At 41.7% G+C, this 21,493-nt stretch carries 17 protein-coding genes; 4 read left to right on the top strand and 13 right to left on the bottom strand.

The features are described from left to right. Nucleotides 1–16: 16 nt before the first annotated feature. The 9 genes from PAENI_RS25025 to PAENI_RS24985 all read right to left on the bottom strand — a co-directional run bounded on the left by PAENI_RS25025 (nt 17) and on the right by PAENI_RS24985 (nt 9,127). Entirely contained in the window at nt 17–844 is an 828-nt protein-coding gene (locus PAENI_RS25025; protein ID WP_076299273.1) for a MetQ/NlpA family ABC transporter substrate-binding protein, read from the bottom strand. Between the two features lie 11 nt (nt 845–855). Further along, nucleotides 856–1,875: a uroporphyrinogen decarboxylase family protein gene (locus PAENI_RS25020; protein ID WP_149647040.1), complete on the bottom strand. Its 1,020-nt coding sequence runs from the start codon at nt 1,873–1,875 to the stop codon at nt 856–858. A 30-nt stretch (nt 1,876–1,905) separates the two neighbouring features. Beyond that, on the bottom strand, nt 1,906–2,565 hold the full coding sequence (locus PAENI_RS25015; protein ID WP_042189536.1) for a methionine ABC transporter permease: 660 nt from the start codon (nt 2,563–2,565) through the stop codon (nt 1,906–1,908). After that, a complete protein-coding gene (locus PAENI_RS25010; protein ID WP_042189539.1) occupies nt 2,540–3,583 on the bottom strand; it encodes a methionine ABC transporter ATP-binding protein in 1,044 nt (347 codons plus the stop codon). Before PAENI_RS25010 ends, PAENI_RS25015 begins: the two co-directional genes overlap by 26 nt. A gap of 46 nt (nt 3,584–3,629) precedes the next feature. Next, nucleotides 3,630–4,790, bottom strand: a complete 1,161-nt coding sequence (locus PAENI_RS25005) for an amidohydrolase (RefSeq protein WP_149647039.1) — start codon at nt 4,788–4,790, stop codon at nt 3,630–3,632. 20 nt (nt 4,791–4,810) lie between these two features. Further along, nucleotides 4,811–5,482, bottom strand: a complete 672-nt coding sequence (locus PAENI_RS25000; protein ID WP_042189543.1) for a GntR family transcriptional regulator — start codon at nt 5,480–5,482, stop codon at nt 4,811–4,813. A gap of 243 nt (nt 5,483–5,725) precedes the next feature. After that, nucleotides 5,726–7,078: a sodium-dependent transporter gene (locus PAENI_RS24995; RefSeq protein ID WP_149647038.1), complete on the bottom strand. Its 1,353-nt coding sequence runs from the start codon at nt 7,076–7,078 to the stop codon at nt 5,726–5,728. Between the two features lie 210 nt (nt 7,079–7,288). After that, on the bottom strand, nt 7,289–8,161 hold the full coding sequence (locus PAENI_RS24990; protein ID WP_042129067.1) for a carbohydrate ABC transporter permease: 873 nt from the start codon (nt 8,159–8,161) through the stop codon (nt 7,289–7,291). Nucleotides 8,162–8,176: 15 nt separating this feature from the next. Continuing rightward, a complete protein-coding gene (locus PAENI_RS24985; RefSeq protein ID WP_042132288.1) occupies nt 8,177–9,127 on the bottom strand; it encodes an ABC transporter permease in 951 nt (316 codons plus the stop codon). A gap of 155 nt (nt 9,128–9,282) precedes the next feature. Here PAENI_RS24985 and PAENI_RS24980 point away from each other — a divergent pair, with 155 nt between their 5' ends. The 4 genes from PAENI_RS24980 (at nt 9,283) to PAENI_RS24965 (ending at nt 15,155) form a co-directional block, all read left to right on the top strand. Next, nucleotides 9,283–11,094, top strand: coding sequence for a sensor histidine kinase (locus tag PAENI_RS24980; protein WP_149647037.1), 1,812 nt, complete (start codon nt 9,283–9,285; stop codon nt 11,092–11,094). A gap of 4 nt (nt 11,095–11,098) precedes the next feature. After that, nucleotides 11,099–12,709: a response regulator transcription factor gene (locus tag PAENI_RS24975; protein ID WP_149647036.1), complete on the top strand. Its 1,611-nt coding sequence runs from the start codon at nt 11,099–11,101 to the stop codon at nt 12,707–12,709. Between the two features lie 105 nt (nt 12,710–12,814). Next, the gene (locus tag PAENI_RS24970; RefSeq protein ID WP_076299279.1) at nt 12,815–14,494 is read left to right on the top strand and encodes a type 2 periplasmic-binding domain-containing protein; all 1,680 of its coding nucleotides are present in this window, start codon (nt 12,815–12,817) and stop codon (nt 14,492–14,494) included. 124 nt (nt 14,495–14,618) lie between these two features. After that, nucleotides 14,619–15,155 (top strand): CDP-alcohol phosphatidyltransferase family protein, encoded by a 537-nt coding sequence (locus tag PAENI_RS24965; protein WP_262495721.1) that lies wholly within the window; start codon nt 14,619–14,621, stop codon nt 15,153–15,155. A gap of 4 nt (nt 15,156–15,159) precedes the next feature. Here the strand turns inward: PAENI_RS24965 and PAENI_RS24960 are convergent, their stop codons facing one another. The 4 genes from PAENI_RS24960 to PAENI_RS24945 all read right to left on the bottom strand — a co-directional run bounded on the left by PAENI_RS24960 (nt 15,160) and on the right by PAENI_RS24945 (nt 21,476). Further along, the gene (locus tag PAENI_RS24960; RefSeq protein ID WP_149647035.1) at nt 15,160–15,756 is read right to left on the bottom strand and encodes a DUF1349 domain-containing protein; all 597 of its coding nucleotides are present in this window, start codon (nt 15,754–15,756) and stop codon (nt 15,160–15,162) included. A 174-nt stretch (nt 15,757–15,930) separates the two neighbouring features. Next, nucleotides 15,931–19,047: an ATP-binding protein gene (locus PAENI_RS24955; protein ID WP_149647034.1), complete on the bottom strand. Its 3,117-nt coding sequence runs from the start codon at nt 19,045–19,047 to the stop codon at nt 15,931–15,933. 167 nt (nt 19,048–19,214) lie between these two features. After that, complete coding sequence (locus PAENI_RS24950; protein WP_262495720.1) at nt 19,215–19,823, bottom strand: ankyrin repeat domain-containing protein; 609 nt, start codon at nt 19,821–19,823, stop codon at nt 19,215–19,217. Nucleotides 19,824–19,964: 141 nt separating this feature from the next. After that, the gene (locus tag PAENI_RS24945) at nt 19,965–21,476 is read right to left on the bottom strand and encodes an S-layer homology domain-containing protein (RefSeq protein WP_149647032.1); all 1,512 of its coding nucleotides are present in this window, start codon (nt 21,474–21,476) and stop codon (nt 19,965–19,967) included. Between the last annotated feature and the right edge of the window lie 17 nt (nt 21,477–21,493).

The raw sequence follows: 21,493 nt of genomic DNA, 5'->3' as shown, positions 1-21,493 counted from the left end.
GCGTTCACTTCCTTACTTAATTGTTGTCCCATGCTTCAGGCAGAATGAAACCATCATATTTCTCTATTCCACGAATATATTCTTCGAACTCTTTAGATTCATAAGCTGCTTTCAAGTCTTTCGCCCACTGTGTATTTTCATCCTTTTTATTAACCGATACGATAATTCTGTGTTCCATAGGCGTATTTTCGATTTTCAAGGCATCCGTAATCTTTCTGTCTGAATTAGCAATATAATTCCCGTTTACAACGCCGTAATCAACATCTTGCAGTGAAACTAGGATTTGAGCAGGGTCCAATATTTTAATATCAATGTTATATTTATCCGGTTCCATGCTGTTGATGTTAAAATCAGCTACGCCTGCGCCATCTTTAATCTTGATCCAACCCAATTCTTCCAGGATACGCAGTGCACGCTCTTGGTTCACCGGATCATTCGGAACAGCTACGGTTGTACCATCTTTAACATCGTCAAGTGTAGTATGATTTACGGAATAAAGACCTTGTGGTGCACCAGGCGCATAAGCAATTCCTACCATGTCTGCTTTGATTTCTTTGTTGATTGCCTCCATGTATGCTGTGCTTTGGAAGATACTTGCGTCAATGGAGCCTTCCTTCATCGCAGGATTGACCTGCATGTTTTGCGAAAAGGACTTAATTTCAACGCTATAGCCTTGTTTCTCTAGGATTGGAAGGATCGATTGGCGGAATTGCTCCTCATAGGTTCCCACACCAAATCCAATGGTAAGCTTCTTCTTATCTCCAGAATTATCGGATTGACTATTCCCGCAAGCCGTCAACACCGCTAGAACTCCTATCATCAACACTACTATCAACTTTTTCATAACTTCATCTCCTATTCAAATATAGATTGTTTTAGTTGTGCTAACGCCTCATCCGTCACATTAAGTGGGATAGCGCAATTTGGAGAAAGAATAAAAGGCTGGTCTTTCATTAATGTCAGTGCTTCTTTAGCCTGCTGCTTAATTTGTGCGATATCGTTTACAGCGAACAGCCCATGATCGACGCCACCTACTTTAGTAGCTTTAAGATCCGCCTCTAAACCAGGGTTCCCCTCGGCTACAGTATCCCAGCTGATCCCATCAATTCGATAATCATTAAATTTCTCAGGCTGGGCATAAGCCCCACAAGTATGAAGAATGTTTTTGCCGTAGCTTGCAGCTTCTAAGACAATAGAGTCATAAGGTCTGGAGAACTCGTCAAACATGGCTTCATCAAATAATCCTGGGTGAGCGGTGCCTGTCACAGCGTAGAACAAACCGTCAGAACCCACTTGCTGCAGCTCTTGTACATAATCGGCTAAGGTTAATGAAATCGCATGTAATGCATGGTGCGCTGCCGCACGATGCTCCTTAAATAACGACTGCAAAGTTACTGGATGCTCAATGCCAAACACTGTTTTTGTAACATAAGCAGAACGCCCTACAATAAATAGCAATACAGTCAATGGAGAGAATACCGTTTGGATTAGTGGGGTATCAGGTAGTCCTTGACGAATTTTTCTAACACCCTCTAAGTGTTCTGCCAAGGAAGCTGTATGCACCGCCTTTTTAACTTCGATATCCCATAGATTAACCGCTGATGGAATTGCTGTTGTTTGCTGCCTTGGAAATACAGTCTGATAATCCGTAAAATCATATTGATTGCCCCAAGCTTCCGCCAAATAAGTTGCTCTAGGATTGATCTTGACCCAGTCCCAATCATATTGTTTCGTAAAAGAAATCGTAGTTTGCGCTAAATCATCTGCAGTTTGTTCTTTGTCGATAAAATGCCGCCAACCACTTACAATTGGGCGATCTGCCTTTTCTCCAGATAATATCGCTTTAAATCGATCTTGCTTGCTCCATTCACTCATCTGTCGATTCCCTCCCGGAATATGTAATGACTAATAACGGCGAATTTTTCTTGCTAGCGTGTTGCCTAAAGATTGAATGCCTTGCACTAAAATAATGAGAATAACAACAGTAGCTACCACGACAACCGTATCAAAACGTTGGTACCCATATACAATCGCCAAGTCGCCGACACCGCCGCCCCCTACCGTTCCAGCCATTGCAGTTGCACCGATCAACCCGATCGTCGCCGTTGTCAAAGACAGAATTAATGATCCAACCGCCTCTGGCAACAAAAAGTACCAAATCACTTGAAATGGCGTAGCCCCCATCGCTTCAGCAGCTTCGAGAATTCCCGGGTTCACTTCAAGCAAGGAGTTCTCTACTAAACGGCCAATATAAGGTGCGATGTAGATAATTAAAGGTACGATCGCAGCGCTTGTCCCAATCGAAGTATGAACAATCAAACGTGTGAAAGGTACAATCGCTACCAGTAAAATAATAAAAGGCAGAGAGCGTATAATGTTGATGATCGGATTTAGTATGGCGTAAAGCGCTTTGTTCTCCAAAACCCCACCAGGACGAGTGATTACAAGCAATATCCCAAAGGGTATCCCTATCAAAGAGCCAACAAACAAGGAGACGCCAACCATCTGAATCGTTTCAATAATCGCCTGCAGAAATTGATCACCTGTTAATGTGGTCGAAAACATTAGATTCTACCTCCTCTACACCGACTCCATGACGTTTTAAGAAAGATAACGCATTGTTAATCTCAGCTGTATCTCCACTGCATTGAATAATTACTGTACCCAGTGTCGTTTCCTGAATCTCGGTCGTGTTCGCAAATAAAATATTGACCTTCATATCGAAGGATCGAATCATCTCGAACAGGATAGGCTCAGAGGCGCTTTCTCCAACAAAATTAAGTTTATAAAGGACACTTCCGGGTTCTGTTTTGATGGATTTTTGGACGCTTGGCGTAATGCTATTTTGAATAACCGTCTTCACAAAATTCTGTGTCGTCTTATGCTTCGGACTACCGAATACATCTAGAACGCTTCCTTGCTCAATAATTCGGCCCTCTTCCATCACCGCCACCTTGTTGCAAATCTCTTGAATGACAGACATTTCATGTGTAATGATCATCACAGTAATGTTGTACTCTGCATTGATTTTTTTTAATAGCTGTAAAATAGAATGTGTTGTCTGTGGATCTAAGGCAGAAGTCGCTTCATCACATAATAGGATGGATGGATTCGAAGCAAGCGCTCTGGCAATCCCGACCCGCTGCTTCTGTCCACCTGACAATTCACTAGGGTAACTCCCTGCTTTGTCACTTAATCCAACAAACTCTAGCAACTCTTGTACACGCTGGCGGATTTCATTCTTATTCTTTTTTAAGAGAACTAGAGGAATCGCTACATTATCAAATACTTTTTTAGATTCTAATAGATTAAAATGTTGAAAAATCATGCCGATATTCTTCTTAGCCGCCCGTAACTCTTTATCGTTATAGGTTCCTAAATCACGCCCAGCAACGAAGACCTGTCCTTCTGTAGGTCTTTCCAAATAATTGACTAAACGAATTAATGTACTTTTCCCCGCACCACTATAGCCGATAACGCCAAAGATATCGCCTTTATCGACCTTTAAATCGATCCCTTTAAGAGCATCAATCGTGATTCCTTTCCGAGTGAACGTTTTGGAAACCTGTTTTAGTTCAATCATATACATTCCTCTCAATCATCTTTAGGATTTAGGTCTAGGAGATTAATTAAGCTTTGACTTGTAGCTTCACCAGCGCTTGTTCTGCCAATAAAGCGAAGTACTTCGCAGCGGGTAAGATCGCAGCTTCATCCACATCGAACCGAGGGTGATGTAAAGCATAGGCTGGGCCTGATCCTATATTTACAAAAGCACCCGGTATCTGTTGCAAATAAAAAGAGAAATCTTCTCCTCCCATTTGCGGAGGGATATCATGTACTATATATCCGGCATCTGAAGCGACCTCTTTGGTAAAGTCAGCCCATTCGCCATGATTAATCGTTGCTGGTGGTCCTGGATACCAATGTAGCTTAGCCTCTGCTCCAGCAGCTGCAGCAATTCCTTCAATAATTCGAGTCATTTGGACTGGAATTTGGCGACGGATTTCTTCATTGTAAGTTCGCACCGTACCTTCTAATTCCACTTTTTCCGGCAGGACATTCCATGTGAAGCCCCCATTAATTCTGGTGACACTTAACACCACCGGTTCTGTAGTACTGTTTTGGCGGCTTACGATGGTTTGTAGCGAGGTAATGATCTGAGCCGCAGTGACAATGGAATCCACACCTTTTTCAGGATAAGCAGCATGAGCGCCGACACCTTTTATCGTAATTTCAAACCGATCAACACCTGCTGTTAAAGCTCCTGTTCTTGTTCCAAAAGCTCCTGTAGGCAGGTCTGGTGAATTATGTAAACCGAATATAGCGTCAACACCCTTGAGTCCTCCTGATGCTAAGACACTCTCCGCTCCATGCCCTGTTTCTTCTGCTGGTTGGAACAATACTCTAACCTTGCCAGGCAATTCAATTTCACGTGCCTTTAACAATAAGGCAGCTCCTAGAATCGTAGCTGTGTGAAAATCGTGCCCACAAGCATGCATTTTTCCAGGAATCTCAGAAGCAAAAGGTAATCCGGTCTGTTCCTCTATCGGAAGTGCATCAATATCACAGCGAATAGCTACAACAGGTCCATTACCTTGTCCGATCTCTGCGATAAGTCCGGTTTGTAAAGGAAGGTCTAGAATATGAATATTGGCATGGGTCAGCCATTCCCGTAATTTCTCTGTGGTCTTAAATTCTTCATAAGCTAATTCAGGCTCTCTATGTAGGTTTCTACGAACATCAATTAATTGATTCGCCAATGCTTGATCAACCTCATTAAGTATACTCATAGTAAAGTGCTCCCCTTTCTTTATGCTTCCAACTTTTCTTCAATACCTTTAATCCGGTCAAGTGCAGTAGCTAGACTGCTTAAAATATGATCTCGCATTGCTTTTTCAGCGCCATCTTCATTGTGGTCAGCGATCATTTGCAAGATAAGATCATGTTCTTCATCCGCCTGTGTATTCCAATCTCCATGCATGGAGACGAATCTACAATAGCGAAGGGAATGATCTCTTAATTGATTCAGAACTTTCTCGAATGTTTTTAGTTCACTGATTTCTGATAAATAATCATGGAACTCAAATCCATAGGTTACAAAATTCTGATTGTCGCCAAGTTGGAAGGAGTGTTTCATTTTTGTAATCATCGTCGTTAAATTAACAATATCGTTCTCTGTAGCATGCTTAGCTGCATTTCTTGCGATGTAGCCTTCAAGCATGCTGCGAATTTGGAATATTTCTTCAACCTCTTTGAGTGTCACAGAAGCCACCCGAAGTCTTCCATTTGGCTGTCGAATGAGAAAATCCTCGTTCTCCAATCTCTGTATCGCCTCTCTTAGTGGAGTACGACTAACCCCTAGTAACGCCGCCAAATTTTCTTCATGTACAGGTTGATTCGGCTCTAATTCACTATCAATAATTTTTTGTTTTAATGCATCATAGGTATTATCCTTTGACAACCTCCGTGATCGTATCGCCATATTTATGTAGCTCCTCATTGATAATCTGTCGGGCAAGAACTTCAACAATATATTTGTATAATTGTATACAATTATTAGTTTTAAATTGATTCGTTCAATCTTTTTTAATACTATATTCCAATTAATCCACCTAGTCAAGTAGGATTTAGAGGAATAATGTATTTATCTTCAATATCAAAAAAAGCTCTACAACCACAAAGGTCGTAGAGCTTTTTTTGATGATTTTTTAGAAATTGAATTAAATTAAAATTTAATGATCCCTGAAGTATGAAGCAACACCAAGAACACCAGAATCGGCGCAACATACCGGAGCATAAACAACCAAACGCGGAACCAACCTGCCTTAAGCCCAGCCGCTTCTGCTGCCCCTTTCCAGAAATAACCGGCAAAGATGGTAACCAACAGACCGCCTAGTGGCAACATAATGTTAGAAGTTACAAAATCCACCCAATCGAACAGCGCTTTACCGCCAAACGATAGCTCAGGGACCATTCCCAGTGACATCGCCGAAGGAATACTGAGGAGGAAACATACTAATGACAAAATCCAAACTGAACGTTTCCGGCTCCAATTCCAGCGCTCCATCGCGAAAGATACAGGCACCTCAAGCAGAGATACGGCAGAAGTTAAAGCGGCAATCGCCAGCAAGATAAAGAACAAACCACCAAAGAATGCACCAAATGGCATTGCTGAGAAAGCTGCTGGCAAAGCAATGAAAATTAGCGAAGGACCTTGATCAGGAGCAATGCCAAATGAGAATGTCGTCGGAAAAATAATCAATCCTGCGATAAACGCATATAACAAATCTCCTGCCCCGACTGCGAGTGCAGCAGTTCCTAGCGATTGTTTTTTATCCACATAAGAGCCGTAAGTCAGGAGAATCCCCATCCCAAGCGAAAGTGAAAAGAAGGCATGTCCCAATGCGACTAGCGCAGATTCCGCCGTCAGCACTGAAAAGTCTGGTTTTAGGAAAAAGGCTACTCCTTCGTTTGCACCTGGTAAGGTAACCGCACGAATCATTAATACAATTAGGAGAACGACCAGACCAGGAATCAATACCTTATTAAATTTCTCAATCCCGCCTGATACTCCAAGAATAACAACACCCGCCGTTATAAGGATTGCTATCCCCTGCCAAACAATTGGCATAGGTCCAGATATAAAGGAGCTGAATTCACCTGCATAATTACTGGAACTGAACAATTGTCCATTGAAGGCAATCATTGCGTAGTTCAACGTCCATCCTGCAACAATGATATAAAAGGAAAGAATTAAAAATGGTGCAAGGACTTGCAGAAATCCGGTGGCCATCCAGTTCTTCCCGCCTCCGGCTCGTACAAATGCAGTAGCCGCGCTTCCACGTCCGCTACGACCGATGGCCAACTCTGCCAACAATACGGGTAAACCGATCAACACTAAACATACAATGAAGAGAAGGAAGAAAGCCGCTCCCCCATTTTCCCCAGTGATATACGGAAATTTCCACATGTTCCCCAGTCCTACTGAGCTCCCGATCGCTGCGAAAATAAAGCCGGCGGAAGAGAAACGCTCCTTCTTCTCTGAGAGAAGATTTTTTTCACCTTTAAATTGATTCATTCTTATGCCCCGTTTTCTTTTTTTCTTTTTTAGACCTCATTATAGCCTATGTTAGCTTGATCGTCATATGAAAATTTTCTGAATATTTTTATTGTTTTCAATAATTATCCATTTTAGCCATGAAATCCATCTAAATAAAAAAAGAGCTACATGTTCTAGTCTTGGACTAGAACCGTAGCTCCTTCTTCAAACTCTTTTTCTAAAAAGAGATTATTCTTTTACAGCACCTACCACAATCCCAGTTACAAAGAAACGTTGCAGGAAAGGATAAACCAATAGAATTGGCAAAGCACTTATAAAAATCTGCGAGGCCCGGATGGTTCGTTGTGATAAATTAGCAACGGCTGCCGGATCAAGCTTAGACATATCTGCCTGAACGATAATCGTCTGCATAAACGTCGCTAGCGGAAGCTTGTCTGCATCTCTGATATAAATAATACCGTCAAAATAAGCGTTCCAGTGTCCTACCATAAGGAATAGAGAGACGGTTGCAATAACAGGTAAGGAGACCGGTAAATATATTTTCACAAAGGTCTGAAAGTGTCCTGCCCCATCAATAAAAGCTGCTTCCTCAAGATCTTTAGGTACGGTACGGAAGAAATTCAGAAGCAAAATGATGTTAAATACAGCAACTAATCCAGGAAGAATAAGTGCCATCAATGAATTCATAAGACCAAGCTTCAGAATTAGAATGTAACCCGGTATCAGACCACCGCTGAACAGCATGGTGACAACAAAATACCAAAGATAGACGTTTCTAGCACGAAAGACTCTTGTTTCCTTAGATAGCGCATAAGCTGCAACCGTATTTACCACCAGCGCAAGTCCTGTTCCGAGTACTGTCCGTTCCACAGACACCCACAAGGAGTTAAGGAAATTGACATTATTAAACGTCTTTGCATAGGCTTCAAAGGTAAAGCCAATCGGCCAGAATGTGACTAATCCAGCATTAGCAGGTGCGGATGCACTAAGAGATACCATGAGTAAGTGGTACAAAGGTAGCAGGCAGAGCACTGAAAGGATAGTCAAGCATACATTATTGATTATACTGAATATTCGATATGGAATTGTTTTATGGTACATCAGTTGTCATCCTTTCTAGAAAATTCTGTACCCTGCGAATCTATAAGCAAGTCGGTAAGAGACTACGATTAAGACTAAGCTAATTAACGATTTGAATAGATTAACTGCGGTTGCGAAACTGAACTGTCCGCTTAGTAGACCTTCTCTATACACGAAGGTATCAATGATATCTCCCTGCTGATAGATCAATGGACTGTACAAGTTAAAGATCTGGTCAAAGTTTGCGTTGAGCACATTACCCAGTGCCAAGGTGGCGATTACGATAGCGATTGGGATTAACGCAGGAATTGTGATATACATCGTTTGTTTCCAACGCCCCGCCCCATCCACTTCAGCAGCTTCATAAAGTGATGGATTGATACCCGAAAGTGCCGCTAAAAAGATAATCGTATTGAAACCAAACTCTTTCCAAACATCACTAGCAATGATAGTGAACCTGAACCAGTTGCCGTCTCCTAGGAAGAAAATCGGCTTGATGCCGAATACAGATGTGAGGAATTGATTGACAATACCTGTCTGAGCAAGGATATCAATGAGAATCCCTGAAAGTGTAACCCAAGACAGAAAGTGCGGAAGATAAACGAGTGTTTGAATAGTTCTTTTAAGGCCCATTCTTCTTACCTCATTAAGCAATAAGGCGAAGATAAACGGAATAATCAAGTTCAAAACAATTTTGGAGCAAGCAAAAAATAACGTATTCCACGTAATGGACAGGAAATAATCATTCTCCCACATGTACCTGAAATGCTTAAGTCCGACCCACTCGGAATCAAAAAAACCTAGTGCAGGTTTATAGTCTTGAAATGCCATAAGAATTCCGGACATCGGAATATAAGAAAAAATAAAAACCATGATTGCCGCTGGCAACACCATAAAATGGAGAATCCATGGTTGATTAAAGCCTTTTTTTCTTTTTTTACTCGGCTGACTTTCTAGGCTCGCCTGTGGTATCGAGTTAACCTCCATATTAGCCTCCATAGCTCTCTCCTGTTCCCAAAAAAAATATTTTGTGTGTGATGGGGATCTCTGCTATAAATAGTATCAGGCGTTTCTCAGGTTTGACTATATAACATTGTTAGGCTTGATAGGGTTTTATTAGGACAACATCTGGAGGGGCATTTATGAATATATGGAAGCGCTTTACAATACTTAAAGGAAACTTACAATCTCGATTTAGTCTGTTTGCCAAAATAAACAGCTTGATCATACTCCTATTCATTCCCATCATTATCATGTATACCTTTTCAAATAACGTCACCTTCGAGGTTGTAGGCAAAGAGTTGCAGACGTCCAATACGAAACAACTCACTTTTTTATCCAATCAGATCGATTCTCGAATTAATCAGATGATGGACTTCACCCTTATTCTTTCAAGAGATCCCAACGTCAGGGCATTCAATGGACTAAATGTATGGGAAGATCGTTATGATCAGATGCAGACCAGATATATTCTCCAGGAAAAGATGGTGCTTCAAGCAGGGGTTACAGATATTTGGCCGACCAGATACGCCGTTCATTCACAGCAGAATAAAGATGTCATCGCCAATTACGACAGACCCATCGGGTATGATGAGGATTATTTAAAAGCAAATATGAGCGGAAGATGGACGTATGGTGATCATGGTGTGGAATCTCAAGGCGATTTAAAATCCTTTTACTGGTTCTTAACGGATTCCTTAGCTCAGCCAGGGACATTAACAGGAAGTAGCCTAGTCATTGAAGCCAGCTTCAGTTATACGAATATTCAGAACATGCTCGATTCGTACAAAGCAGGTGGGCAAGGCGATCCGTTCTTCTATCACAAAGGGGAGAAACCGATCCTCAACCGTAGCGCGGACAAGCAGCTATCCGACGAACTAGTTAATTACCTGGATAATCACTCTCCGGAGAATACAACTCAGGATGTAGTGAAACTAAATGGGAAGAACTATTTGGTCAGTTCTGTGAAATCAGCCTCTTTGGATTGGCATTTAATAGATGTTGTCCCCCTTTATCAAATTCTCAAACCGATTTCTCTTAGTCGAGATTTATTCTATATCACAATGATTCTGCTGTTTGTTGTGGGAGTATCCTCTTCCATTCTGCTATATAGAAACGTTCAATATCCGATTAAAAAACTAGTCAGTGGATTACAGCGCGTACAGCAAGGAGATTACTCCGTACGGCTTCATAGCAATGAGCAAAATGAGTTTTCGTTTCTGTTCCGTCGTTTTAACGATATGTCCCATCAAATTCAAGACCTGATAGAAAATGTATTTAATGAAAAGATCCGTGCTCGAGAAGCTACCCTCAAGCAGCTTCAAGCGCAAATAAATCCACATTTTCTATATAACTGTCTTGGTTATATTATCAATATGGCCCAAATGAAAGATGAGGACGCTGTCGTCTCAATGGCTTATAATCTAAGTGCTTACTATCGTTATACCACCCGTATGGAACGGGAGACGGCTTCTTTGGAGGAAGAAATCAAGCTCTTAGTCAACTATTTAGATATACAGAAACTGCGTAATGGCAGAATTGATTATCATATTGATATTCCTGAGGATATGCTTAGCCAATCTGTACCTCGCCTAATGCTTCAACCTATGGTGGAGAATTCTGTGATTCATGGAGTAGCGAAGTCCTATTCATCAGGCGAAATCAAGATTAGTGGTGAGAAGTCAAACGGCTTCTGTAGAATTTATATCGATGACGATGGTCCTGGCTTGAATCCGGATCAGCTAGAAGCATTAAACCGTAAAATGCAGGAGCCTTTGCAGGAGGAAATGGGTTGTGGTCTTTGGAATACAAATCAGCGGATCATTCACCTGTTCGGCAATCATTCAAGTCTTACCTTCAAGCCATCCCCACTCGGTGGATTCCGAACAGAAATTATCTGGGAAATCCCAACTGAGGATGATAGTTATAAATTAAAGGAACATCAAGGAGACTAACAACATGCAGATGATCATAGTAGACGACGAAGCACACTGGGTAGATAATCTTTCCATGACTAAACCCTGGCATACGCTAGGAATTGAACATGTGCATAAAGCTTATTCCGCACGTGAAGCGCTACAAATTATCGATACGCATCCCATTGATATAGTAATCTCAGATATTCAAATGCCAGAAATGACGGGAATCGAATTGATAGAGCGGATAAGAAAACATAACAAAAAAATTAAATGTATTATTTTATCCGGCCATTCAGAATTCGATTATGCCAAAAAAGCACTTCAGAACAAGACTGTGGATTACTTGCTTAAACCGCCGACTGATGATGAATTGCTCGGAGCAGTCAAAAATGCGATCAATCAATTGAATGCTGAATGGGAGCTTATAAGTTCTCTTAAACGAACCCAGTTTACCCTCCGGGAGAACCTCCCTGTTTTACGGGGGCGTTTGCTACTGGATGCTTTGCAAGGTCATCGTTTTCAAGCCGGTGAATGGGAACGGAAGCTCGTGAGTTACGATCTGCCCTTTCAATCCGGAGAATCCGCATTGATGCTGGTACGAATGGAAGAAGAATTCAGAGAATTTGATAATACCGATCAAACCTTGATTGAATATGCGATTATTAATATGGCTGAAGAGATTATGGGAGAATTTATGGAAGTCTGGGGCGTTAAAGAGGAACATGGATATCTTGTGTTTCTGCTCCAGCTTAAAGAACAAGGAACTGACCTTGGAAAAGAATCCATATTAGAGAAGCTTTCTCTACAACTTCAATATAAGGTCAAGCAATTTCTGAAAGGCTCACTATCCATTGTAATCACGGAGTGGTTCAAGTTTCCTGAGCAGCTGTCGAATCGTTTTCATCAGGCCTCCTCCTCTTTCCGCCAAATTGTCGGAGATGAGCGAGAATTCATTATGCGGGTCAGTGACTTGGAGCTTCCCTCAGCACAAGGACCTTTAGACGCTCTTTATACCCCACCCTCTTTGATTCATCTACTGGAGAGTGGACATTGGGATGCGGCCGAAGAGAAATTGCTTGCCGTCTGTGCCGAACTGGATGAGAAATGGTCTGAATCGTGGGAGCATTGCATGGAGGCTGGCTTTTTAATTACTGCTTCTTTCACGAATCTTGCACATCGCAATGGTCATACGCTAGCAAACTTAATGGGGACCGATATAGAAGCGTTGCAAAGTGGGGATGCTTTTACCAGCATTAGTAAACTAAGAAAATGGTCGCTAAGTGTTCTAGCCAATCTAAAAGAAGGCACATCCAACGAAATCAAAGACATACGTTCCGAGTATGTAAAGAAAATTCAAGATTATACGGATAAGAACTTGCATGATGATGTATCATTACGTGTTCTGGCTGACCATGTAAATCTCCATCCGACCCATTTATCAAAAATTTATAAGATTGAAACAGGTGAAGGCATTAGCGATTATATCTCGCGCTTGCGGATGGATCGTGCCTGTCATAAGCTGAAGACCACCAATAAAAAAGTCTATGAAATCAGCATGGAAATTGGATATATGGACCCTGCTTATTTTATCAAAGTATTCAAACGGCAGTTTGGGGTAACGCCGCAGGAATATAGAGATACTAACAAATAACATGATAGAGTCCTATCGAAACTAAAAATCTCATATAGATGACATCCCCGACAAGTTGTTAAAGTTACACTTGTAAAGATCATACACAGTAGGGGGAATTGAAGAATGATCAAGTTCAAGAAAATGTGGTCGCTTCTCACGGTCACAGCACTTATCACTCTCACAGCATGTGGCAGTAGCGGCACATCTAATGAGAATGCCAAAAATGGTAACGCTACCAATAATACCCAATCCGAAGCAGATGCTGCTTTCGCAAAAGGCAAATACGATCCACCGATCGAGTTCAGTGCCGTATTGATGCCTAAGAAGTATGTTCAAGGTGATACCAAAGAAAACAACGTTCACGATCGCTGGATGCTTGAAACATTGGGTATGAAGCATAAAGATACTTGGTATCCTGCAAATGACGATCAATACAGACAAAAGCTTCAACTTGCCATTGCTTCCGGCGAAAAGCTTCCTGATTTCGTTTTTGCACCAACAAACGCAGTATTGACCAATCAGCTTATTGATTCCGGTCAGTTCATCGCTATCGATGAGTTGTTTGATAAGTATGCAAACAAAATTCTGAAAGATCACGTTGCAGCACATCCAGAACTTTGGTACCCATTCACTAAAGACGGTAAGAAATATAATCTGCCGATCCTTGAATATACCGACAATGATGATACGCTCTTGTGGTTACGTGAAGATTGGATGGAAAAGCTGAAGCTGGAAGCGCCTAAGACCATCGCCGATCTTGAGAACATCATGGACAAATTTAAGAACGAAAACCCTGATGGCTTAGCGCCTAAAGATGTGTACCCGCTTGCAATTTCTTTGAAAAACAATACAAATACCTGGATGGGCCAACTAGACTGGTTATTCGGAGCATACGGTACAATTGAGGAACAATGGAACAAAGATAAAGATGGCAATCTTGAATATGGTTCCATTAACCCAGGTGCTAAGCAAGCACTCGCAAAGCTTAGCGAATGGATGGATAAAGGATATATTCACACGGACTCCGCCCTTTGGGATGAAGGTAAATCCGCTGAGAGCTTCACGAAAGGTGCAGCTGGTATTCTGCCAGGCGCCAACTGGGTTCCAGACTGGCCTGCTCCCGATCTAATGAAGAATGTACCTGGAGCGAAGATTAAAGGTTATCCGGTTCCAGCAGGACCAGATGGTTTGATTGGAACCAAATGGCAGAATTCCGGTGTAAATGCTAGTATCATGATTAACAAGGATGCTAAGCATCCAGAAGCTATTTTCTTGTACTATAACTACTTGCTTGATAACTTAGCTAACCCTGCTGCAGGCAGTCAATATGAATATGGCTTTGCTAAAGGTTACGACTGGGATATGATTGATGGAGAACCAACAAGTGATAAAGACAAGATTAAAGACTTCTCCAATGAATTCCCATTCTTAACAGGTCCGGCCCGTATTCCTGATCTGTTTATGAAGACTTTGGTTAAACTTGCTGACGGCGAGACACCTGTAACACCTTATGAAAAACAAATGGCAGAGTTCCGTAAACCAGAAAACTGGGCGGCAGGAAAAGTGGTTATGTCACAACTAGACGTTCGTAAACAAAACTACTTTACTGGTGCTGCTACACCAACGATGGTTTCCAAATGGAACCTGCTTCGCCAGTCCGAAATGGAAACTTTCAACAAAATTATTTATGGCAAACTGCCAGTAGATTCCTTTGACCAATTCGTTGCCAATTGGAAATCCAATGGCGGTGACCAAATCACTAAAGAAGTTAACGAATGGTTCAAGTCTGTATCCGCGCAATAAGCTTTAACAAACATAGAAACAAGCCGGAGCGTGATTCATTCGCTCCGGCTTGTTTTTTTTATAGAATTTGCACTCCTCTGGTAAAATGGAAATAAGATAAGGTCGTAAACAAAGGTGGGATTGAATGATGAAGGGAATACCCAATGGAATTACGTTTGGCAGAATCATTTTGGCAATGTTGTTGTTAGTCCTCAAGCCGCTAAGTTTGGCCTTCCTTGTAATTTATATCCTTTGCGGGGTCACCGATCTGATCGATGGACCTATTGCTAGAATGACGAACACAACAAGTAGCCTTGGAGCAAAACTGGATTCCGCAGCCGACACGATACTGATAGCGGTCTCCTTATTTACACTATATCCGCTTCTGGGACTTACGCTCGAAATCATGATATGGATCTTCATGATCGCGGTCATCCGTCTAACATCGATAGGGGTTGCCCTCCGAAGATTCAAAACTTACGCAAGCATTCACACCTATGGCAATAAACTGACCGGACTCCTCTTATTTATAACTCCTCTATGGCTTCTCCACATCGATCACACCATTTGGAATGTCTTTGTATGTATCATTGCTACCATATCCGCCGTGGAGGAATTCATCATCCAATTCACTTCAAAACAATTACAGTTAGACCGAAAAGGATTATTTATTAAAAATTAATCCATTAGAAGCGGCTTTCCCCCTTCGATTCCGACAAACTCAAATAGTCGAATTTCACTGAGCAGCCTTCACCTTGGGGAGATTGTGCGACAACACCTGCTACGCATTCAGCACCTTCCTTCATTCCAAAATATCGGATCAGTGCCCAGTTCGCTCCGTCCTCTGAATAGGAGAAAGTAACACAATGATTTTGCTTGGTGATACGCAAATATGGATTATCTACAGCAACTTGTACGGAGTTACAATCATCTGACATCCCTTCCCTTGTCACCACAGACACGATTATGGGATACTGTCCGTCAAACTCAAAGCAAATCTTGGCCCAGTTATAATGGTCCATCATAAACATGAGGCAGCCTGAATCATATTTATGCCGCATATTGACACTAATTCTGGTCGTCATTTCAAAGGAAGTACCCACAGGGGTGGATAAGAATGGCGCTGAACTTGCGAAATGTTTACCTGCCGGGTCTTGGAAAAAGTCTGATTTGGGAGGTGCTATTAATGTCAGTTCATCTAAATCTGTAAATTCCCAAGTTTCGGGACGATTCATCCAGCTCAGTTGTTCTCTTGTCTCGTTTACAAATAAGTTATTAGTCATTCTAATTCTCCTATCGTGAATGATTTTTTGATTACAAATTTTCCTTTCTCTGTAATAATGGCAGGTAGTTTTTATTTTTACAATCAATGACGCAACAATAGTGAAATATTCACATAATTTTCTAAAGAAAACACCAAAAAGGGATAACTCCAAGGAGTTACCCCTTGATCATAATCAATCCTTATCAGGAATGATAAATGACACCGTAGTTCCCAAACCAGGGATACTTTGAATTTGCAAGCCACGTCCATATAGTTGTGTCAATCTTCTATCCGTATTAAGCAGCCCAATACCTTGATTCTTATAGCCATTCGGATTTAACAGCATGCTGACTTGTGCTTCGTCCATTCCCAACCCTGTGTCTACAATGTTAAAATGGACAGCATCCGCACGTGTCTCAATGTGAATGCGCAGTGTTCCACCTTTAGCCCGACTTAAAACGCCATGTCGAACAGCATTCTCAACTAGTGGTTGAATCGTAAGCGGAGGCATCAACATTTCAAGATTTGCATCTACTTCCCATTCCACAAGGAGTCTCTCTTCAAAACGTTGCTGCTGGATATATATATAATTCTCCACCAGTTTAAGCTCCTGTGACAGCGTAACGAGCTTGCCTGCATTTAAGAAGTCAAAACTTATGCGCAAATAAGTTGTGAATGCATCTGATAGCTCTCTCATTTTGGCAGTGTCAAAGTCACTTAAGGACATGATCGAATTCAGTGTATTGAAGAGAAAGTGTGGATGGATCTGCGCTTGTAAATAAGCCCCCTCCATCCTCAACCGATCATTGACCGCTCGCTTCATAGATGAAAGGGACAAGGCTCGATACTTCAATTCCATCGCATCTACCGGTTTGGTGACATAATCATTTGCTCCAGCCAAGAAGCCCGCATAGACATCCTCCCGCTCACTACGAGCAGTCAGTAGTATAATAGGTAATTCATACATCGTGAACCGCTCACGAATCAATCTTGTCAATTCATAACCAGACATGCCCGGCATCATCACATCAGTGATGATCAGATCAAATCGATCATGGTTTAACTTATCCAGCGCTTCCCGTGCAGAAGTCGCAGTAACCATCTGATAGGTTCCATCTGACAAAATATTTTGCAAAACTTTTAAATTGACCGAATCATCGTCAACCGCCAGAACACGAATAATATCAGCGTCTGTATTCGAGAGTGGCTCTACTTCCTTCGTGGAATATGTGGCAGCTACCATAGTAGATGTCTCAGCTGTTATCCATGCGCTGAATGGTGATAATGTTATCGTATCCTTTTCTAGTTGAACATCCGAAATAGATGATTGAACACGCTCATCTACTACGGGTAATTTGAAGCTGAACTTACTCCCCTGACCCGGCTGCGATTGCAGCAATAATTCACTCCCGTGCAGCTCGACCAGTTCCTTGCAGATGCTAAGTCCCAGTCCAATACCACCTTCCCCGTAAGCCCCTTGTTCATAGCGCATAAAGACACGTTTCTTCAATGCCTCATCCATACCTATTCCTGTATCCGTAACATGTATCCATACATCCCTACCCACTTGTTCAGCGACCAGTTCAACCTTACCCTGTTCGGTATACTTAAGTGCATTATGAACAAGATTTATCAGAATCTGTACCAATCGCTCCTCATCAGCATGTACACGCGGCAAATCCTCATTAATATGCATGCTAAGCTCCACCTTTGTTCCACCGGTAAGGAAGCGTAACATATCCAGCACGCCCTCAGCCAAGGAGCTTACATGCACTGCTTTTATATTCATCACAATCCGTTTATCCTGCAATCTCACCACATCAAGCAAATCATTCAGCATGAGCGACATCCGCCGACTAACCATAATTAGCAGTTCCATATCACGTTGACTCTCTTCATCCAGCACATGTTTTTTCCTCATTAACACGCTCTGGGCAATATTCATAATTCCATGTAGGGGAGTCCGTAATTCATGTGACGTATTCGCCAGAAAACGGTCTTTTAATTTATTCGTCTCTGCCAATTGAGCGTTTAATAACACATTCTGATGGGACTGATTAAAGTATCTTCTAAACCAATAGGCAGAAAAAGTGGCTAGTGCAGCAATTAAATCTACCGGATAAAACATAAATTGCGAGGTTCCTACGTAATAAACAGACGCCCATAGTATATTGTTAATCACAGCAAGCACTGAACATAATAAAAATAGTGCACCCTCAGCTCGAATGGATACCATCTTTATAAAATAATAAGCCGTCCAACATACTGGAACGTAATACAGGATCATATAGACCCCTTTTTCGATTGAATATAGCACTGTCTCTTCTGGACCAAAGATTATAAATAGTGTAAAAACGAGGAGTGAGAAGATATAACTATAAAAGGCCTTGCCTTTCCGCAGATTCCCATAAAGCTCTCTACCCATCAGGAACAGGAACAAGCAGAACCCTATATAAGAAAGAACCTTTAGCTTCAACGTCCAGGCAAAATCAACCTGAAGAAACCGGAACAATAGTCCATTATGTTCAACCCCAATGGATACAGCCGCTGCAACCATCATCGAGAAGAAAATAATCAACTCTGTTTTTCGCACATCCATCAAATAGATGATCAATAAATACAGCCCATGTAGTAGAAGCAGTACCCCTACGATTAGCTGCAAGCCGATGGAATTCCAGTAGACTGTATCTATCTCATGTTGAATGCCAAACTCTACAGACCTAACAATGCCTCCTTTTAACGGAGACTCATAATTTGATGCCCGAACAAACAGATCCATTTGTTTCTGATCTATCGATGTATAACTGATCAGGAATGACTTGGTGACAGAAACATGGCCTTCTTTCTCATCAGATAACACACCAAACCGTGAGAGAACTGTTCCATTAATCTCCACTTCAGATGCAGTATAGATAGATTGGAACCAAAAGCTAAGTGGCTCAGATAAGGGTTGATCCAGCAGAATACGCAAATGATAAGTTCCGTATCCATATGCCTTTTTTTGCTCTTCAGGCTTAAATATAGCATTCCAGTTACCCGGTACCTGAAGCCTCTGCCCCTTCGTAGCGTTGTCGATATTGGTAGCATTCACCCATTGTTCAGGATAAAATTCCCATTCACCATCCAGCGGAAAGGTTTTTAGTGATTCAATGTCCACCCCACGTAAATCTAACACGCCTTGCTTCACAGCAGGAGGATTGGATAACGAAAAATGATTATACCAGCCCCAACGTACAATAATTAAAATACCGATAAATACTACTATGTATAACATATGACTTAGCTTAATTTTATTCTCCGAAGTTCTCATGTACGCCTCATTCTTCGATAAATTTAATAGTGCTATATTCCCATCTTCCACTATTGAATAATATAGTCTGATTATACTATATTATGAGGTTTATAGAGGTGGGTAATCCTAGTTTCAAAGGACAAAAAAAAGAAACTCCGTTTTGAGCGGAGTTCCCTTTTTTTAAATTATATCGAATCACTACTCTTGTTCATTAGCATTTCTACCATTTCTTGATAACCCCTATTTTGCGCATGCTGTAAGGGACTAACTCCGTTAGAATCTGCTATATGAATATCAGCACCATGATGTATTAACAATTGCACTATAGCCTGATGTTCTTTGCCCCCATCGCCTAGTATGATAGCTTCTAGTAATGCAGTCCAACCCAGATTATTGACATGATCAATATTGACGTCAGAACTTGTAAGAAGTTCTTCCACAATATCCACATGACCACGGTCTGCAGCAGGGATGAGTGCGGTCCCCCCAAACCTATTCACAATTGAGGTATCAGCACCTGCAGCAATAGATACCTTCACAAAATCAAGCATTCCTTCAGCGCCTGCATAAAGAAGTGGATTATCCGAGCGATTGTCGCGGATATTGATATTGGCACCTTTTTCAAGCAATAATTTGAATATATCCAGTTGATTCGTGTGTACAGCGATTAAAGCGGGCGTTCTACCCTCATTATCTGTAACATCAATATCTGCACCGTCTGTTAATAGTTTTGTTATAAGCTCCTTATCTCCTTGACGAGTCGCTGCTAACAGCGCTTGGTTCAGCTTATCCATTTCATTATTCACCTCCTGAGTTGATTGCTGCCCTTGGTTGTTTAACACCTTGAAATCATCGGTCTGACATCCTGATATAAAAAGTAAGAGTGTTAAGACGAGAAAGCGCATGACATTCAACACCTTTCATGTAGACTCCCCTTATTTCGAAGTGAATGTGGCTTGAGAAGTTGCCCATGCGCCTAGTGGTGTTACAGTATACACTGTCCCAGCAGCCAATTTACCGCTATTCGTAATATCGAATACACCAACAGCACCTTTACGACTGGAGAATTTATAGGTTGCAACCCATTTGTCTCCGTTTGGAGCGGTTAGTTGTACACTACGGCCCGAAAACAATTCATCGCCAGGGTCTTGAGCCAAGGATACATTGATGGATGTATCGCTGACAGCTTCAGCGCCAGAGATTTGCAGTGGAGATATTTCTTTTGCTTCGAATGAAGGATTTGCTATATTGGCCCAGTCAGATGTTACGGTATATTTCACACCCGGTTTCAAGACTTGTCCTTCAGGAAGCCGGAATTTCGGCTCAATCTTACCATCTGTTGATTGTGTAAATGGAACATACTTGGCAACGATGGATTCTCCACCTTCTGGGGTAATCGTTACTTGTCTACCTTGCATGGAAGGAATGATTTGATACGTGATGCCATTTGCTCTGTTGTTCTCATCCAAAACAAATGCGTTAGCACCACGTCCACCACTGTATGCAGAGATGACATATCCATAGTCAATGACGCCATTTGTTTTCAGTGCTTCAATCTCAAAGGTGTCGTTGGTTACCTGAGTGGTTGCTGTCATATCCACCTTGGCTGCGTTTCCTACAAATGATCCTGCATTCTTACCTTTGTACGTTAAATTATAGGTTGTTCCAGCTTTTTGCACCGATGTAGGAACAATGTACGTTGCAACAGAACCCGATTTCAGCCGCGGCATATTCGTTAAGGTTAGACCGTCATTGAATACAAAATCTTCTTTTGCTTTAGCAAACACCTCATTCTCAGCTGTCAAAGGAGCATCCAAGGTTACGATTAATGTAATTTCATTGGTCGATTTCACACTTGTAATTTGAGCTTTATCGGATGGCATTGCTTTACGTGCTGTATTCAGTAAGGCCGCTGTTTCGCCACGTGTTACAGGTCCAGAAGTGGATTTCAATTTATTAGCCCAGTAGTTAACCGATAAGACATCACGCTTCAACGCCTTCGATACAACTTGCACGATTTCTTCATCCGTTACCGTTTTATTAGGGCTAAATTTACCATCTTCCGTTTCCATTATCCCTAAACCAACAAGTACTGACGCATATTTGTAATACCATACGTTCGAATTCACATCGGTGAATGGGGCAGTGTTCTCTTCAGCGATTTGTAATTTAAAAGTCAATACTACCATTTTCGCTAATTCTGCACGATTGATTGGATGGTGCACACCCATCGAATGATCTGAATAACCCTGTAACACACCTAGTCCCGCAAGTACTTCAACGGCTTCTTGAATTTCTTTATCTGAAAACTTAGATGCAGCTGCGGATATTCCTATGTTGCCTGATGTAGGTGCTGCTTGTACATTTAACACCGCAAAGGGTAAAGAGGTTGCTCCTAGTGTTGCTGCGACCATTAATGCTGCTGCTTTTTTAGCTACGATTTTCACTATATTTCCCCCTCAGA

The sequence above is a fragment of the Paenibacillus sp. B2(2019) genome, assembly GCF_008370385.1.
Classification (GTDB): Bacteria; Bacillota; Bacilli; order Paenibacillales; family Paenibacillaceae; genus Paenibacillus_AQ.
The sequence above is the reverse complement of the archived record's forward strand: the minus strand, read 5'-3'. Positions and strand labels throughout refer to the sequence as shown.

Excerpts from the sequence above, each read along its gene's own strand:
- PAENI_RS25025 (WP_076299273.1), bottom strand. The coding sequence starts at position 844 with ATGAAAAAGTTGATAGTAGTGTTGATGATAGGAGTTCTAGCGGTGTTG.
- PAENI_RS25020 (WP_149647040.1), bottom strand. The coding sequence starts at position 1,875 with ATGAGTGAATGGAGCAAGCAAGATCGATTTAAAGCGATATTATCTGGA.
- PAENI_RS25015 (WP_042189536.1), bottom strand. The coding sequence starts at position 2,565 with ATGTTTTCGACCACATTAACAGGTGATCAATTTCTGCAGGCGATTATT.
- PAENI_RS25010 (WP_042189539.1), bottom strand. The coding sequence starts at position 3,583 with ATGATTGAACTAAAACAGGTTTCCAAAACGTTCACTCGGAAAGGAATC.
- PAENI_RS25005 (WP_149647039.1), bottom strand. The coding sequence starts at position 4,790 with ATGAGTATACTTAATGAGGTTGATCAAGCATTGGCGAATCAATTAATT.
- PAENI_RS25000 (WP_042189543.1), bottom strand. The coding sequence starts at position 5,482 with ATGGCGATACGATCACGGAGGTTGTCAAAGGATAATACCTATGATGCA.
- PAENI_RS24995 (WP_149647038.1), bottom strand. The coding sequence starts at position 7,078 with ATGAATCAATTTAAAGGTGAAAAAAATCTTCTCTCAGAGAAGAAGGAG.
- PAENI_RS24990 (WP_042129067.1), bottom strand. The coding sequence starts at position 8,161 with ATGTACCATAAAACAATTCCATATCGAATATTCAGTATAATCAATAAT.
- PAENI_RS24985 (WP_042132288.1), bottom strand. The coding sequence starts at position 9,127 with ATGGAGGTTAACTCGATACCACAGGCGAGCCTAGAAAGTCAGCCGAGT.
- PAENI_RS24980 (WP_149647037.1), top strand. The coding sequence starts at position 9,283 with ATGAATATATGGAAGCGCTTTACAATACTTAAAGGAAACTTACAATCT.
- PAENI_RS24975 (WP_149647036.1), top strand. The coding sequence starts at position 11,099 with ATGCAGATGATCATAGTAGACGACGAAGCACACTGGGTAGATAATCTT.
- PAENI_RS24970 (WP_076299279.1), top strand. The coding sequence starts at position 12,815 with ATGATCAAGTTCAAGAAAATGTGGTCGCTTCTCACGGTCACAGCACTT.
- PAENI_RS24965 (WP_262495721.1), top strand. The coding sequence starts at position 14,619 with ATGATGAAGGGAATACCCAATGGAATTACGTTTGGCAGAATCATTTTG.
- PAENI_RS24960 (WP_149647035.1), bottom strand. The coding sequence starts at position 15,756 with ATGACTAATAACTTATTTGTAAACGAGACAAGAGAACAACTGAGCTGG.
- PAENI_RS24955 (WP_149647034.1), bottom strand. The coding sequence starts at position 19,047 with ATGAGAACTTCGGAGAATAAAATTAAGCTAAGTCATATGTTATACATA.
- PAENI_RS24950 (WP_262495720.1), bottom strand. The coding sequence starts at position 19,823 with ATGGATAAGCTGAACCAAGCGCTGTTAGCAGCGACTCGTCAAGGAGAT.